This is a genomic window from Streptomyces tamarix (assembly GCF_032423885.1).
Classification (GTDB): Bacteria; Actinomycetota; Actinomycetes; order Streptomycetales; family Streptomycetaceae; genus Streptomyces; species Streptomyces tamarix.
Map to the genome: position 1 here is coordinate 46,697 of NZ_JAWCTQ010000030.1, position 14,803 is coordinate 61,499.

Sequence of the window (14,803 nt, forward strand, 5' to 3'; positions counted from 1 at the left end):
CGGGGGTACCGAACAGGACAGCTATGCACCCTGCGTATACACGATATGTATAGTGGCGCCATGTCCATCGGTCACACCCTCCTCGGGCTCCTGGAGTCCGGGCCGCGCCACGGCTACGACCTCAAGCGCGCCTTCGACGAGAAGTTCGGCCACGACCGGCCGCTGCACTACGGCCAGGTCTACTCGACCATGTCCCGCCTGTTGAGGAACGGGCTCGTGGAGGTCGACGCCGTCGAGCCGGGCGACGGCCCCGAACGGAAGCGCTACGCGATCACCGAGGCCGGCGTCACCGACGTCGAACAGTGGCTGACCAGCCCGGAGAAGCCCGAGCCGTACCTCCAGTCGACGCTCTACACGAAGGTCGTGCTCGCCCTGCTCACCGGGCGCAGCGCCACCGACCTGCTGGACGCCCAGCGCACCGAGCACCTGCGGCTGATGCGGGAGCTGACCCGCCGCAAGAAGGGCGGTGACCTGGCCGACCAGTTGATCTGCGACCACGCGCTGTTCCACCTGGAAGCCGATCTTCGCTGGCTGGAACTGACCGCGGCCCGCCTCGACCAGCTCGCCGCGACGGTGCGGGGGACGGCCGGATGACGACGCCCGTACCGAACCGGTCGGTCCGCGGGGCGGCGGGGCCGCTGCTGCGCGCCGAGGACCTCCACAAGGCGTACGGGCCGACCACCGCGCTGGCCGGGGCGTCCTTCACGGCCCGCGCCGGGGAGGTCGTCGCCGTCATGGGCCCGTCCGGCTCCGGCAAGTCGACGCTGCTGCACTGCCTCGCCGGGATCGTCCGCCCCGACGCGGGCACCGTCGTGTACGACGGGCGGGAGCTCACCGCCCTGTCGGACGCCGGGCGGAGCGCGCTGCGCCGCGGCGACTTCGGGTTCGTGTTCCAGTTCGGGCAGCTCGTGCCGGAGTTGACGTGCGTGGAGAACGTGGCCCTGCCGCTGCGCCTCGCCGGTGAGCGCCGCAAGGCCGCCGAGCGCAGGGCGCTGGAGTGGCTGGAGCGCCTGGAGGCCGCCGACGTGGGCGGCAAGCGGCCCGGCGAGGTCTCCGGCGGCCAGGGCCAGCGCGTCGCCGTCGCCCGCGCCCTGGTCACCGCGCCGCGCGTGGTCTTCGCCGACGAGCCGACCGGCGCCCTCGACTCCCTCAACGGCGAGCGGGTGCTGGAGCTGCTGACCGACGCCGCCCGGGACACCGGTGCGGCCGTCGTCCTCGTCACGCACGAGGCGCGCGTCGCCGCGTACGCGGACCGCGAGGTCGTCGTCCGCGACGGCAGGGTGCGGGACACGGCGGGCGCGGCATGAGCGCGGCGACCGAAGGGCGCGGAATACGCGACGGACACGGCGAGCACGACGGGCGTGACGGACGCGGGCATGACGGACGTGACGGGCACGGCGGGCGCGGAGTACGCAGCGGACGCAAAGTGCGCGGCGTCCTGCGGGACTTCGCGTTCGGCGCGCGGTTCGCCGTCGCGGGCGGTCGCGCCGCCCGGGTCCGTACGGCCCTCACCGCGATCGGCGTCGGGCTGGGCGTGGCGCTGCTGTTCGTCGCCGCGTCCGTCCCGCAGATGCTGCAGGGCCGGGAGGACCGCACCGACGCGCGGCAGGCGTCCTTCGACACGGCGCCCGTCTCGGACCGCTCCTTCCTCCACACGGAGGTGTCCACGCTCTTCCGTACGGACACCGTCCACGGCGTGGCCCTGCGCCCCGACGGCCCCCGTGCCCCCGTACCACCCGGTGTCGCGAAACTGCCGGGGCCGGGTGAGATGGTCGTGTCGCCGGCGCTCGCCGAGCTGCTCGCCTCCCCCGGCGGGGCACTGCTGAAGGACCGCTTCCCGTACCGGATCGCCGGCACGATCGGCGACGCGGGTCTCGCCGGGCCCGGTGAGCTCTTCCTGTACGTCCACGATCCCGGCGTCGCCGACGCGCCCCGGGTGTCCCGCGCCGACCACTTCGGGCACGGGGAGGGCAAGCGGCCGCTGGACGCGACGCTCGTCCTCGTCGTGACGGTCGCCTGCGTGGTGCTGCTGCTGCCGGTGCTGGTGTACGTGGCGGTGGCGGTCCGCTTCGGCGGGGAGCGGCGCGACCGGCGGCTGGCCGCGCTGCGCCTGATGGGCGCCGACACCGCGATGACGCGGCGGATCGCGGCGGGCGAGGCGCTGGCCGGGGCGGTGCTCGGCCTGCTGCTGGGCGGGGTGTTCTTCCTGCTGGGCCGGCCGTTCGCGGGCCGCGTCACGGTGTGGGACGTCAACGCCTTCCCGGGCGACCTGGTGCCGGAGCCGGCGCTGGTGGCGGCCGTCGTGGTGGCGGTGCCGCTGTGCGCGGTCGCGGTGGCGCTGTTCGCGCTGCGCGGGATCGCGTTGGAGCCACTGGGTGTCGTACGGGGCGGGGCGCCCCGGCCGCGCCGGGTGTGGTGGCGGATGGTCCCGGTGGCCGCCGGGCTCGTCCTGCTGCTGGTGCCCGGGGAGCGGCTGGACGCCGTGTCCGCGCCGCTCGACACGTACCGGGTCGCCGCCGGAGCCGTCCTCGCGCTGACCGGGCTCACCGCGCTGCTGCCGTGGCTGGTCGAGGCGGCCGTGCGGTGGCTGCGCGGGGGGCCGCCGTCCTGGCAGCTCGCCACCCGCCGGCTCCAGACGGGCAGCGGCACCGCGGCCCGCGCGGTGAGCGGCATCGTCGTCGCGGCGGCCGGGGCGATCGCGCTGCAGATGGTGTTCGGCGCCGTGCAGAGCGACTTCATGAGGCCCACCGCCATGGACGGGGCGCGCGCCCAACTCCAGATGTGGACCGCCGCGAAGGACAGCCGTGCGGCGGGCGCGCTGATCGACGGGGTGAAGGACGCCGAGGGGGTCGCCGGGGTCATCGCCACCATCGAGGGGGGCGCGCGGCGCCCGGGCCCGCCCCGCGCGGGTGAGGACTTCGCGCCGACGACCGCCCTGAAGGTCGGGGACTGCGCGTCGCTGCGGGAGTTGGGCGAGCTGCCGTCGTGTCGGGACGGCGACGTGTTCATCGCCCGGGCGCACGGGCTCGACGGGCCGCCGGACGACTACCTGGCCAAGACGGCCCGGCCGGGCGCCGTGGTCGACCTGCGCGACGAGGGGGAGCGGCCCGTCCTGTGGCGCATCCCGGAGTCGGCCCGGGTGGTGGAGGCGCGGCGCGACCCGATGGGGTGGATGCCGTTCGGGATCTACGCCACGCACGGCGCGCTGGACGCCGGGCTGCTGGAGGACCCGGAGGCGACGGCGATGGTACGGCTCGACCCGGCCGTGCCGGACGCGGCCGAGCACGCGCGGAACGCGGCCGCGCGGTTCGACCCGTTGATCCGGGTGGTGACCGTCCAGGACGTCGAGCGGGACCGGCAGTACACCAGCGTCCGAACCGGCGTGCTGGCGGCGGCGACGGCCACGATGGCGCTGATCGCGCTGTCGCTGCTGGTGTCGACGGTGGAACAGCTCCGCGAGCGGCGGCGATCGCTGTCCACGCTGGTCGCGTTCGGGGCCCGGCGCGCCACGCTGGGGTGGTCGGTGCTGTGGCAGACGGCGGTGCCGGTCGCGCTGGGGATGGGCCTCGCCGTGGGCGGCGGGCTGCTGCTGGGCCTGGCGTTGGTACGGGGCATGGGCAAGGCGGTGGCGGGCTGGTGGGTGTTCCTGCCGGTCGCGGGCCTGGGCGCGGCACTGCTGCTGGGGGTCGCGCTGCTGAGCCTGCCGCCGCTGTGGCGCCTGATGCGCGCGGACGGGTTGCGCACCGAGTAGGCGCGCCCGGGGCGAACGGCGGGCGCCCGCCGGGCGGGCCGGGGCAGGCGCCCGCCCGACCCATCCGGCCCGGGCCCGCCCGCTCCGGCCTATCCGGCCCCGGCCGGGAGCACCCGTACCGGCAGGGACACCAGGGCCCCCCGCAGCGCCTCGGCGAGTTCCTCGAACTCGGCGGCCCGCGCCGCGCCGGTGCGCATCGCGAGGGCGATGCGGCGGGACGGGGCCGGGTCCGCGAAACAGCCGGTCACCAGGCTCGGGTTGTGCCCGGTCTCGACCTTCACCGCCGTCCTCGGCAGCAGCGTCACCCCGAGTCCGCCCGCGACCAGTTGCACCAGCGTCGACAGCCCGGCCGCCGTCGTGGTGACCGCCGCGCCGTCCGTGCGCCCGGCCTCACGGCAGATGTCGAGGGCCTGGTCGCGCAGGCAGTGGCCCTCGTCGAGCAGCAGCAGGTGCAGGTCGCGCAGCGCGTCGCGGGGGATGTCGGTACGGCCGCCCAACCGGTGGCCCTCGGGGGTGACCAGGACGAAGTCCTCGTCGAACAGCGGGAGCTCGGTGACGCCGGGCACGCCCAGCGGCACGGCGAGCAGCAGCACGTCCAGCCGCCCCGCGGCCAGCCCCTCCAGCAGGGAGTACGTCTGCTCCTCGTGGACCTGGAGGTCCAGGTCCGGATAGCGGTCGTGGACGAGCCGCAGGACCGTCGGGAGCAGGTAGGGCGCGACGGTCGGGATCACGCCGAGGCGCAGCACGCCCGTGAACGGGGCCTGCACGGCCTCGGCCTCCTCCATCAGCTCGCTCACCGCGTCCAGCACCGCCTTGGCGCGGACGGCGAGCCGCTCCCCCGCCGGCGAGAGCAGCACCTTGCGCGTCGTACGCTCAAGGAGCTGGACACCGAGTGCCTCTTCGAGAGCCGAAACCGCGCCCGAAAGCGCGGGCTGGCTCATCCCTATCGCGGCGGCGGCATCCCGGAAGTGGAGATGCTCGGCCACGGCCGCGAAGGCCCTGAGCTGCGCCAGACTCGGCTGTTTTCCTTTTTGCGCGGGATGCGCGGGGGAGATCACTGATAACCGCCTTCGATCAACGTGACCCAGTCTAGCTATTTCACTGATCAATGCACGCCGTGCCATGCTGACGATCGTCCAGCCCCCACGGATGCCCCCACAAGGGCAATCCCCGCCACTAGGAGAGCGTGTGCTCACTGTCGGTGACCAGTTCCCCACGTACGACCTGACCGCTTGCGTGTCGCTGGAGAGCGGCAAGGAGTTCGAGCAGATCACCCACAAGTCCTACGAGGGCAAGTGGCGCGTGGTGTTCTTCTGGCCGAAGGACTTCACCTTCGTGTGCCCGACCGAGATCGCCGCGTTCGGCAAGCTGAACGACGAGTTCGCGGACCGCGACGCCCAGATCCTCGGCGTCTCCGGCGACTCGGAGTTCGTCCACCACGCCTGGCGCAAGGACCACGACGACCTGCGTGACCTGCCCTTCCCGATGCTCGCCGACTCCAAGCACGAGCTGATGCAGGCGTGCGGCGTCCAGGGCGAGGACGGCTTCGCGCAGCGCGCCGTCTTCGTCGTCGACCCGAACAACGAGATCCAGTTCACCATGGTGACCGCCGGCTCCGTCGGCCGTAACCCCAAGGAGGTCCTGCGGGTCCTGGACGCCCTGCAGACCGACGAGCTGTGCCCGTGCAACTGGAGCAAGGGCGACGAGACCCTCGACCCGGTCAAGCTGCTGGCCGGCGAGTGACCAACCGGAACGAGTGAATCACCATGTCTCTTGACGCCCTGAAGTCCGCCGTACCGGACTACGCGAAGGACCTGAAGCTCAACCTCGGCTCGGTCATCGGCAACAGCGACCTCCCGCAGCAGCAGCTGTGGGGCACCGTCCTGGCGTGCGCGATCGCCTCGCGCTCCCCGAAGGTGCTGGCGGAGCTGGAGCCGGAGGCGAGGGAGAACCTCAAGCCGGAGGCGTACAACGCGGCCAAGTCCGCCGCCGCCATCATGGCGATGAACAACGTCTTCTACCGGACGCGCCACCTCCTCTCCGACCCGGAGTACGGCACGATGCGCGCCGGCCTGCGGATGAACGTCATCGGCAACCCCGGTGTGGAGAAGGTCGACTTCGAGCTGTGGTCGCTCGCCGTCTCCGCGATCAACGGCTGCGGCCAGTGCCTCGACTCGCACGAGCAGGTGCTCCGCAAGGCGGGCGTGGAGCGCGACACGATCCAGGAGGCGTTCAAGATCGCCGCGGTGATCCAGGCGGTCGGCGCGACGCTGGACGCGGAAGCGGTCCTGACCGCCGCCGAGTAATCGGCCGGCCCGGTACGCGAAGCGCGAAGGGCCCCACCGGCATCGGCCGGTGGGGCCCTTCCGCCGTACCGCGCCCTTCGCCGACGGTTCAGCGCGCTTCCGCCGTACGGCACTCCCTCGCCGCCCGGCGCCCTCCGTCGTCCCGCGCCCTTCCGCCCTCCCGCGCCGGGCACCATCCCACACCGGACGCCTCCCACGCCGGGCGCCACCCCACCCCGAGCGGCGTCATCCCGCGCGAGGCGCCATCCGCCCGTCCCGCACCCTCCGCCGTCCCGCGCGGAGCACCGTCCGGCGCGGAGCGTCAACCCGCGTCGGGCGAGGGCGTGCCGGCGAGGTCGGACGGCGCCGGGGACCGGAGGCGCTCCATGAGCGCGCGCACGTCCTCGACCATGAACTCCTTCACCCCGTCGAGCGGCGCGTGCGTCGACTCGGCGGGCGGATCGCCCGTGTCGTCGAGGTACTCGTGGAGCGCGGTGCTGACGGAGAGCCCGATCACGGCGGGCCCGTCCAGGACGACGAGCTCGGCGTACGTCCCGCCGCTGACGCTGAAGTACGCCTCGTCGCCCAGCCCCGGCACCGGCTCCGGGGCGGGCTCCCCCGGCACGGCGGCCCGGCCCTGCACCGCCCCGAATTCCGGTCCCGGATCGCTCTCCTTGTGCAGTTGGTACCGGAGGCTCGCGTCGTAGCCGGTCGGGGGCTCGCCCAACTGCACCGAGCAGTACGCCCGGTCGAGCACCGGGTGCTCGTACGTGTCGGCGCCGGTGGTGGCGCCGCGCTCGCCCAGGGCGGTGACCAGCGCCGACAGCGGTGCCTCCGCGCACAGGGCCTCGGTCGCGCGGTAGCCGCCGAGGTCCGGTCCGCGCGTCTGGTACGCGGTGAGGCCGGCCGCCCACAGCGCGGACGCGCCCAGCGCGCCGCCGAGCGCCCACAGCCAGGGCCGGCGGTACCGCGCCCCGCCCCGCCCGGGCGCCGGGGCGCCGCCCTCCGGTCCGCGGGCCGGCGCCGCGCCGCGCGGCGGGTCGCCTTCGTCGTCGAGCAGTTCGGGTTCGGATATCACTCGGTCTCCGGCCGCTCGTGACCGCCGCCGCCCCCACCGCCCGGCGGGGGCGCGGGGGTGGGGGCGTGCGCGGCCGCGAGGCGGCGCAGGGCCTGCTCCTCGCTGTACGCGCGCAGGTACCCGACGACCGTGTTGGTGACGGCGACCAGCGGGACCGCGACGACCGCGCCGCCGATGCCCGCGACGAGGCCGCCCGCCGAGACGGTCAGCACGACGGCCAGCGGGTGCACCCGTACGGCCCGGCCGAGGATGAACGGCTGGAGGACGTGTCCCTCGATCTGCTGCACCGCCAGCACGACGACGAGGACCATCAGCGCCGTGAACACGCCGTTGGTGACGAGCGCGACGACGACCGCGAGGGCGCCCGAGATCACCGCGCCCACCAGCGGAATGAAGGCGAAGAGGAAGATGAACACGCCCAGCGGGACCGCGAGCGGCACGTCGAGGAAGTAGATGCCCAGCCCGATGAAGATCGCGTCGATGAGGGCGACGATCACCGTGCCGCGCACGTACGCGGTGAGGGTGCGCCAGGCGCGCGGCCCGGCGCCCGCGACCCCCGGCCGGGCCTGGGCGGGTACCAGCTTGAGGAACCACTGCCAGACCTTCTTCCCGTCGTAGAGCAGGAAGAGGGTCGAGAACATCGCGAGCAGTATCCCGGTCATCACCTCGACCATGACGGTGACGCCGGTGAGGCCCGCGGAGGTGATCTCCTCGGTGTTGGTGCCGATCGTGTCGCTGAGGTTCTGGGCGATGTCGTTGATCTGACTCTCGGTCACGTGGAACGGGCTGTCCAGCGCCCAGCGCTTCAGCTCCTCGATGCCGTCCCGCACGCGCGCGGAGACGTTGCCGAGGTTGTCCATGACCTGCCACACGACGAACCAGCCGACGAGGCCCATGACGACGAAGCCGAGGATGGCGGTGACCGCCGTGGCGAGCCCGCGCGGCAGCCCGAACCCCCGCAGCCGGCTCACGGTCGGCTGGAGCAGTGCGGTGATGAGCAGCGCGGCGACGAAGGCGAGGACCACCAGCTGCACCGTGCTGATGACCTTCATCACCACCCACAGCGTGCCCGCGAGGACGAGCAGCCGCCAGCCGGCCTCGGCGGCGACGCGCACCCCCCAGGGGACGGCGGCCGCCGGGTCGGGCCGGGCGGCGACGGCGGGCGCGTACGCGGGGGGCGCGGGGACGATGTCGGGCGCGTGGCTGTCGCCCGGCGCTCCCGTTCCGTGGGCGGCCCCGGCGGCCGGCCTCCCCGGCGCGTCCCCGGTCGGGGACACGCCGATGGGGGCGTCGGCCTCCGCCTCGGCCCGCGCGCGGCGCTCCTCGATCCGCTGTCCCACCCGGCTCAGTCCGGCACCCAGCCGGCCGAGCCACCCTGGCACTTTCGACATGATCTTCCCTGTTCCCCCGGGGTTGCGGTCTCCCGACCGTACACGCACGGAGCCCCTCGCCGTAGGACGGCGAGGGGCTCGGGGAAGTCGGGCGTCGCTGTCAGTACCAGTGATTGGCCTGCCAGAACGACCAGGCGCCGCAGGGGCTGCCGTAGCGGTCGTTCATGTAGTTGAGGCCCCACTTGATCTGGGTGGCGGGGTTGGTCCGCCAGTCGGCGCCCGCGGAGGCCATCTTGGACCCGGGGAGCGCCTGGACCAGGCCGTACGCGCCGGACGAGGGGTTCTGGGCGCGGTAGTTCCAGCTCGACTCGTGGTCGACGATGTTGCTGAAGCACTGGAACTGGCCGCCCGGCACCATCTGACGGGCGATGGCCTGCACCTCGGCGACGGAGTACGAGGACTGGGCGGCGAAGGACGACGCGTCGCGGACCGCGTCGCGGCTGGCCCGCTCGCGCGCCTCGCGTGCTTCGCGGTCCTCGCGTTCCTTGCGCTCCTTCTCGGCCTTCTCCTCGGCGGCGGCCTTCTTCGCCTCGGCGTCCTTGGCCGCCTGGAGGCGCGCGGCCTCCCAGGCGGACTGCTGGGCGGCGGTGTCGGCCTCGGCGGCCTGCGCCTCGGCTTGCTGCGTCAGCGAGGCGACCTGGACCTGCGCCTGCTGCCCGGCGGGTATGTCGGCGAGGAGGGTCGCGTCGGCGGCGGTCGCCTCGAACTTCTCCGGCTGCGTCGCCTGCGGGTCGCCCGCGGCGACACCGACGACGGCGCCGACAGTGGTGACCGCGGTGGCCGACGCCACCGCGAATCCCCGGACCGAGATCCGGCTCACACGGTTTCCTTCCAGCATCGCCCGCACGGGTGACCTCGCGGGCGCGATCGTGCCCCTGGCACTGGTCCCCCCACTTGCTGGGTCACGGGGGACACGGGCCCGGTGGGCGACTCCCCTGGGGGAGCGCCGCGTGGTGCTCGGGCGGCATACGGCGGACGGCTGTTGAGTTGTGCTGCCACGGGTCCCTGGGGATGTGGCTGTGCCGTATGCGGGGCCTGACGGAAGCAAGACTCTGCCGGAAGGCGCGGACGCAAGGCAATTCTTCGCCGCGTGTGAAAGCTCACACCCGGTCCGTCATGGGAGTTTCGCCGAAAGGGGTGCGCAACGCGGCGCCGCCCGGCTACGCTCTCGCGCTTCACCGGGCGGCGCCCACGGATCCAACTCCGTTGTGTTCCTCTTGACTGGCGGCCGATCAGTTCGCGGTCACCCTGTGACCCCTCCCGCCCCCTCGTACTCAGACGTGGACGTCTTCGAGCATTTCGGTCACCAGTGCGGCGATCTGGGAGCGCTCGGACCGGGCGAGCGTGACGTGCGCGAACAGCGGGTGCCCCTTCAGCTTCTCGACCACGGCGACGACCCCGTCGTACCGCCCCACCCGCAGGTTGTCCCGCTGGGCGACGTCATGCGTGAGGACGACACGGGAATTCGTCCCGATCCTGGACAACACGGTCAGCAGGACGTTGCGTTCGAGGGACTGCGCCTCGTCCACGATGACGAACGCGTCGTGCAGGGAGCGGCCGCGGATGTGGGTGAGCGGCAGGACCTCCAGCATGTCGCGGGCCGTGATCTCCTCGATGACCTCGCGCGACGTCACCGCGGACAGCGTGTCGAAGACGGCCTGCGCCCAGGGGTTCATCTTCTCGGCCTCGGTGCCCGGCAGGTAGCCCAGTTCCTGCCCGCCCACCGCGTACAGCGGGCGGAAGACCATCACCTTCTGGTGCTGGCGGCGCTCCAGGACGGCTTCGAGGCCGGCGCACAGCGCGAGCGCGGACTTGCCCGTGCCGGCCCGGCCGCCGAGCGACACGATGCCGACGTCCGGGTCGAGCAGCAGGTCCAGGGCGATGCGCTGCTCGGCGCTGCGGCCCCGGATGCCGAACGCCTCGCGGTCGCCGCGCACCAGCCGTACCGAGCCGTCGGCCGTGACCCGGCCGAGCGCCTTGCCGCGCTCGGACTGCAGGACGAGACCGGTGTGCACGGGCAGGTCGGCCGCGTCGGGCACGTACAGCGTCTCCTGGGTGTAGAGGAGGTCCACCTGTTCGGCGGAGAGCGGCAGCTCGCACATGCCGGTCCAGCCGGAGTCGGTGATGGCGAGCTCGGCGCGGTACTCCTCGGCGAGGAGGCCCACGGAGGACGCCTTGATGCGGAGCGGCAGGTCCTTGGAGACGACGGTGACGTCGTACCCCTCCGCCTGGAGGTTGCGCGCCACGGCGAGGACGCGCGAGTCGTTGTCCCCGAGGCGGTAACCGGCCGGGAGGAGGCCCGGGTCCGAGTGGTTGAGCTCCACGCGCAGGGTCCCGCCCAGGTCGCCCACGGGGATGGGGGCGTCGAGGCGGCCGTACCGTACGCGCAGGTCGTCCAGGAGGCGCAGCGCCTGGCGGGCGAAGTAGCCGAGCTCCGGGTGGTGTCTCTTGGCCTCCAGTTCCGTCACCACGACGACGGGCAGCACGACCTCGTGCTCCTCGAAGCGGGTCAGGGCGTTGGGGTCGGCCAGCAGGACGCTGGTGTCGAGGACGTAGGTGCGCCGGTCGTCGGGACGGCGCTTAGTGCTGGTCACCACGGAAGGACAGACCCCCTCTTTTAGAGGCGCATGAGGTCGGGTTGCGACTGCTGCGGCGTCGCGGTGGGACGGACCGGGATCGGGCCACGATGCACGGGCCGTGTCTCCGGCCCTCCGCTCCGACCGCGGACCGGTGCCGCGCGGTTGTCCTGGCGCAAGGGGCCTCCCGGGCGAGCGGGCTCCGTACCGCTCACTCTGCAAGGGATATGCCCCTGTTGCCACCGGGCCATGCCCGTGGCGCCCTTGGCATATGACACCCCGTCCGGCGGGACGTGCCGGAGCCGGGCCGCGTCCTTCGACGGCCCGGCTCGGAAAGGGGTCGCGGGGCGTCCGCCCCGGTGGGTCAGGTGCCGTAGCGGCGGTGGCGGGCGGCGTAGTCGCGCAGCGCCCGCAGGAAGTCGACCTTGCGGAAGGCCGGCCAGTGGACCTCGCAGAAGTAGTACTCGGAGTGCGCGCTCTGCCAGAGCATGAAGCCGGACAGCCGCTGCTCGCCGCTGGTGCGGATCACCAGGTCCGGGTCGGGCTGGCCGCGCGTGTAGAGGTGCTCGGCGATCATGTCGATGTCGACGATCTCGGCGAGCTCCTCGAAGGAGGTGCCCTTCTCGGCGTGGTCGAGCAGCAGGGAGCGCACCGCGTCGGCGATCTCCTGGCGCCCGCCGTAGCCGACGGCGACGTTGACGAGTATCCCGTCGATGTGCCGCGTCGACTCCTGGGCCTCCTTGAGGACCGACTGCGTGCGCGACGGCAGCAGGTCCATCGTGCCCACGTGGTGGACGCGCCAGCGGCCGTCCGCCGCGATGCTGCGGACCGCGTCCTCGATGATGCCGAGGAGCGGCACCAACTGCTCCTCGGGGCGGTTCAGGTTGTCGGTGGAGAGCATCCAGAGCGTGACGACCTCGACGTCCGTCTCCGTGCACCAGCCGAGCAGCTCCATGATCTTGCTGGCCCCGGCCTTGTGGCCCTGCTCGGGGGTGCCGCCGGACGCCTTCGCCCAGCGCCGGTTCCCGTCGAGGATGACGCCGATGTGCTTGGGCACCTGGGCGTGGTCGAGGCGGCCCTCCACCCGGCGCGCGTAGAGCCTGTACACCAGGTCGCGCAAGTTCACCGATCTCACCTCTCGCGTACGGGGCACCGCGGCCGTCCCCGAGGCCCGCCACCTTACTGGGCGCTCCGGGCGGTGGCCCAACCCGGTGGGTCACAAGTCCGTGATAGGGAAAACGCATGTCCGCTTCCCCTCTCCACCGCGCCGCCGACGACCGGTACAACTCCATGGAGTACCGCCGCGTCGGCCGCAGCGGCCTCAAGCTCCCCGCCGTCTCCCTGGGCCTGTGGCACAACTTCGGCGACGACCGCACGCTGGAGTCCCAGCGCGCCATCCTGCGCCGGGCGTTCGACCTCGGCGTCACCCACTTCGACCTGGCGAACAACTACGGCCCGCCGCCCGGCTCCGCCGAGCTGAACTTCGGCAGGCTCCTCGCCCAGGACTTCCGGCCGTACCGGGACGAACTGGTCATCTCCACCAAGGCGGGGTATCTGATGCACCCGGGCCCGTACGGCGAATGGGGGTCCCGCAAGTACCTGCTGTCCTCGCTCGACGCGTCGCTGAAGCGGATGGGCCTGGAGTACGTCGACATCTTCTACTCGCACCGCTTCGACCGGAACACCCCGCTCGAGGAGACGATGGGCGCGCTGGCCTCCGCCGTCCAGCAGGGCAAGGCGCTCTACGCGGGCGTCTCCTCGTACACGAGCGAGCAGACCGCCGAGGCCGCGCGGCTGCTGCGCGAGATGGGCGTTCCGGCCCTGATCCACCAGCCGTCGTACTCCATGATCAACCGGTGGACGGAGGAGGACGGCCTCCTCGACACGCTGGAGGCGGAGGGCATGGGCTGCATCGCCTTCGCGCCGCTCGCCCAGGGCATGCTCACCGACAAGTACCTGGAGGGCATCCCGGAGGGCTCGCGGGCCTCGCTCGGCAAGTCGCTGGACCCGGGCCTGATCTCCGAGGACGTCGTCCGGCGGCTGCACGGCCTGGACGGGATCGCCCGGCGCCGCGGCCAGACGCTGGCACAGCTCGCGCTCGCCTGGGTGCTGCGCGACGAGCGGATGACGTCCGCGCTGATCGGCGCGTCGAGCGTGGCGCAACTGGAGCAGAACGTCGCCGCGCTGGACGGGCCGCCGCTGACGCGGGAGGAGCTGACGGAGATCGACTCCTTCGCCGTCGACACGGCCGGGGTCAACATCTGGGCCGCCCGGAGCTGACCCGGGACCGGGACATGAAAAACGGGCCGGTCCGTGGGGGGGGATACGGACCGGCCCGAGGGGGGGTTTCCACCATAACCCTTCATAAGGCGTGGTGGGTGCCACGACATGCCGGCGCTACGCTCCGGAAACGCGTGGCTGCGGTACGGGCGCGGGCCCCGTCCCCGGCCGTCCTCCGCAGGGGGGACCCCGCGGCGCGGGCCCCCGGTTGACGTCCGGGCGGCGGGGCGGCGGGGCGTGCGGAGGGCCGCCCGCGCGGGGGCGGGGGCGGGGCGCCCGGGGGCCACGCGGGAGCGGGGGCGAGGCGCTGGGGGGCCACGCGGGGGTGGGGACCTACGGGTGGGCGAGGGCGCCGAGGAGGAGGCCCAGGAGGGCTCCGCCGATCATGAAGGGGCCGAAGGGGATGGCGCTCCTGCGGGTCGCGCGGCGGCGCACGACGAGCCCCAGGCCGTACGCGGCGCCGAAGAGGAACCCCGCGAAGGCGCCCGCCAGCAGCGCGGGCCAGCCGTACCAGCCGAGCGCGGCGCCCAGGGGGAACGCGAGCTTCACGTCGCCGAAGCCCATGCCGTTCGGGTTGACGAGGAACAGCACCAGGTAGGCGCCGCCCAGCGCGAGCGCGCCCAGCACGGACAGCCGCCACGACCCGGCGCGGCCCGGGAGCAGCGCGGCGACACCCAGCAGGAGCGGGACGGCGGCGGCGAGCGGCAGGGTCAGGTGGTCGGGCAGCCGGTGCACGCGCCGGTCGACGGCCGCGAGGAGCAGCGCGAACGGCGCCAGCAGGAGCCACACCACCAGTTCGGGCCGCCCCCCGGTGGCCGCGGCGAGCAGCGCGCACGCGACGGCCCCGGTGAGCGGCGCGGGCGCCAGGAGCGACACGGCGACGGCCGGGACCCGGCGCGGGGCACGGGGTGCGGAGGCCCGGCGCGGGGTGCGGGGTACGGGCGGCGGGCAGCCGGCGCAGTGCGCGGGGCCCAGCCAGCCGCGCGGCCCGGGGGCGTAGCCGTGCCCGGCGGGGCAGGCGTCGCGCCAGGGCTCGTCCGGTTCGACGGCGAGCCGGTGCGCGGCGCGCCGCACGAGCAGCCCGGCGGCGGCGCCCCACAGGGCGGCGACGGCGATCAGCGTGGCGTACACAGCGCCGACCCTAGAAGGGCGTGGCCCGGCGGGTCACGGGGCGGGACGGCCGGAATGTTCCCGGCGGGCGGGGCGACCGGGCGACGGGGCGGAGTGGTGAGGAGCCGAGAGGAAGCGGGGCGGCGCCGGGGGCGGCGAGGAAAGGGGGAACGAAGGGGTGAGGGGAGAGGAGGTGAGGCGAGGGGGTGACGGGGCGGTGGGGTGACGGGGGCGATGGGAATGGCGGCAGGGCGACGCGGGGGCGGAACCCTGCGGTGGCGGGGCGGCACGGGGGCGAAAGCCTGTGGCAAAAGAGCGGGCCGGCGGCGAAA

Annotated in this window: 13 protein-coding genes; 6 read left to right on the forward strand and 7 right to left on the reverse strand. The window is 73.7% G+C overall.

The window, feature by feature from the left end:
• Positions 1–60: 60 nt before the first annotated feature.
• The 3 genes from RND61_RS21945 to RND61_RS21955 all read left to right on the forward strand — a co-directional run bounded on the left by RND61_RS21945 (position 61) and on the right by RND61_RS21955 (position 3,751).
• The gene (locus tag RND61_RS21945) at positions 61–594 is read left to right on the forward strand and encodes a PadR family transcriptional regulator (protein WP_315879747.1); all 534 of its coding nucleotides are present in this window, start codon (positions 61–63) and stop codon (positions 592–594) included.
• Positions 591–1,307 (forward strand): ABC transporter ATP-binding protein, encoded by a 717-nt coding sequence (locus RND61_RS21950; RefSeq protein ID WP_315879748.1) that lies wholly within the window; start codon positions 591–593, stop codon positions 1,305–1,307. Before RND61_RS21945 ends, RND61_RS21950 begins: the two co-directional genes overlap by 4 nt.
• 119 nt (positions 1,308–1,426) lie before the next feature.
• The gene (locus tag RND61_RS21955; RefSeq protein WP_315879749.1) at positions 1,427–3,751 is read left to right on the forward strand and encodes an FtsX-like permease family protein; all 2,325 of its coding nucleotides are present in this window, start codon (positions 1,427–1,429) and stop codon (positions 3,749–3,751) included.
• An 89-nt stretch (positions 3,752–3,840) separates the two neighbouring features.
• On the opposite strand, the gene RND61_RS21960 is transcribed toward RND61_RS21955, so the two are convergent.
• On the reverse strand, positions 3,841–4,809 hold the full coding sequence (locus tag RND61_RS21960) for a hydrogen peroxide-inducible genes activator (protein WP_391653880.1): 969 nt from the start codon (positions 4,807–4,809) through the stop codon (positions 3,841–3,843).
• Positions 4,810–4,939: 130 nt separating this feature from the next.
• Between RND61_RS21960 and RND61_RS21965 the strand changes: the two genes are divergently transcribed.
• Together RND61_RS21965 and RND61_RS21970 are read left to right on the forward strand one after the other, a co-directional pair.
• The gene (locus RND61_RS21965) at positions 4,940–5,494 is read left to right on the forward strand and encodes a peroxiredoxin (RefSeq protein ID WP_315879750.1); all 555 of its coding nucleotides are present in this window, start codon (positions 4,940–4,942) and stop codon (positions 5,492–5,494) included.
• A gap of 23 nt (positions 5,495–5,517) precedes the next feature.
• Entirely contained in the window at positions 5,518–6,057 is a 540-nt protein-coding gene (locus RND61_RS21970) for an alkyl hydroperoxide reductase (protein ID WP_315879751.1), read from the forward strand.
• Positions 6,058–6,358: 301 nt separating this feature from the next.
• Here the strand turns inward: RND61_RS21970 and RND61_RS21975 are convergent, their stop codons facing one another.
• From RND61_RS21975 to RND61_RS21995, 5 genes are all read right to left on the reverse strand, one after another.
• Positions 6,359–7,114 (reverse strand): hypothetical protein, encoded by a 756-nt coding sequence (locus tag RND61_RS21975; protein WP_315879752.1) that lies wholly within the window; start codon positions 7,112–7,114, stop codon positions 6,359–6,361.
• On the reverse strand, positions 7,111–8,505 hold the full coding sequence (locus RND61_RS21980) for an AI-2E family transporter (protein ID WP_315879753.1): 1,395 nt from the start codon (positions 8,503–8,505) through the stop codon (positions 7,111–7,113). Before RND61_RS21980 ends, RND61_RS21975 begins: the two co-directional genes overlap by 4 nt.
• 100 nt (positions 8,506–8,605) lie before the next feature.
• Positions 8,606–9,325: an aggregation-promoting factor C-terminal-like domain-containing protein gene (locus RND61_RS21985; RefSeq protein ID WP_315879754.1), complete on the reverse strand. Its 720-nt coding sequence runs from the start codon at positions 9,323–9,325 to the stop codon at positions 8,606–8,608.
• A 454-nt stretch (positions 9,326–9,779) separates the two neighbouring features.
• Positions 9,780–11,102 (reverse strand): PhoH family protein, encoded by a 1,323-nt coding sequence (locus RND61_RS21990; protein ID WP_315879755.1) that lies wholly within the window; start codon positions 11,100–11,102, stop codon positions 9,780–9,782.
• Between the two features lie 343 nt (positions 11,103–11,445).
• The gene (locus RND61_RS21995; RefSeq protein WP_315879756.1) at positions 11,446–12,207 is read right to left on the reverse strand and encodes an isoprenyl transferase; all 762 of its coding nucleotides are present in this window, start codon (positions 12,205–12,207) and stop codon (positions 11,446–11,448) included.
• Positions 12,208–12,323: 116 nt separating this feature from the next.
• On the opposite strand from RND61_RS21995, the gene mgrA reads away from it, so the two are divergent.
• Entirely contained in the window at positions 12,324–13,361 is a 1,038-nt protein-coding gene (mgrA, locus tag RND61_RS22000; RefSeq protein WP_315879757.1) for an L-glyceraldehyde 3-phosphate reductase, read from the forward strand.
• Positions 13,362–13,694: 333 nt separating this feature from the next.
• Here mgrA and RND61_RS22005 read toward each other — a convergent pair whose 3' ends face one another.
• Positions 13,695–14,492 carry a prepilin peptidase gene (locus RND61_RS22005; RefSeq protein WP_315879758.1) on the reverse strand — a complete coding sequence of 266 codons (798 nt, stop codon included), beginning with the start codon at positions 14,490–14,492 and terminating at the stop codon, positions 13,695–13,697.
• Positions 14,493–14,803 lie beyond the last annotated feature (311 nt).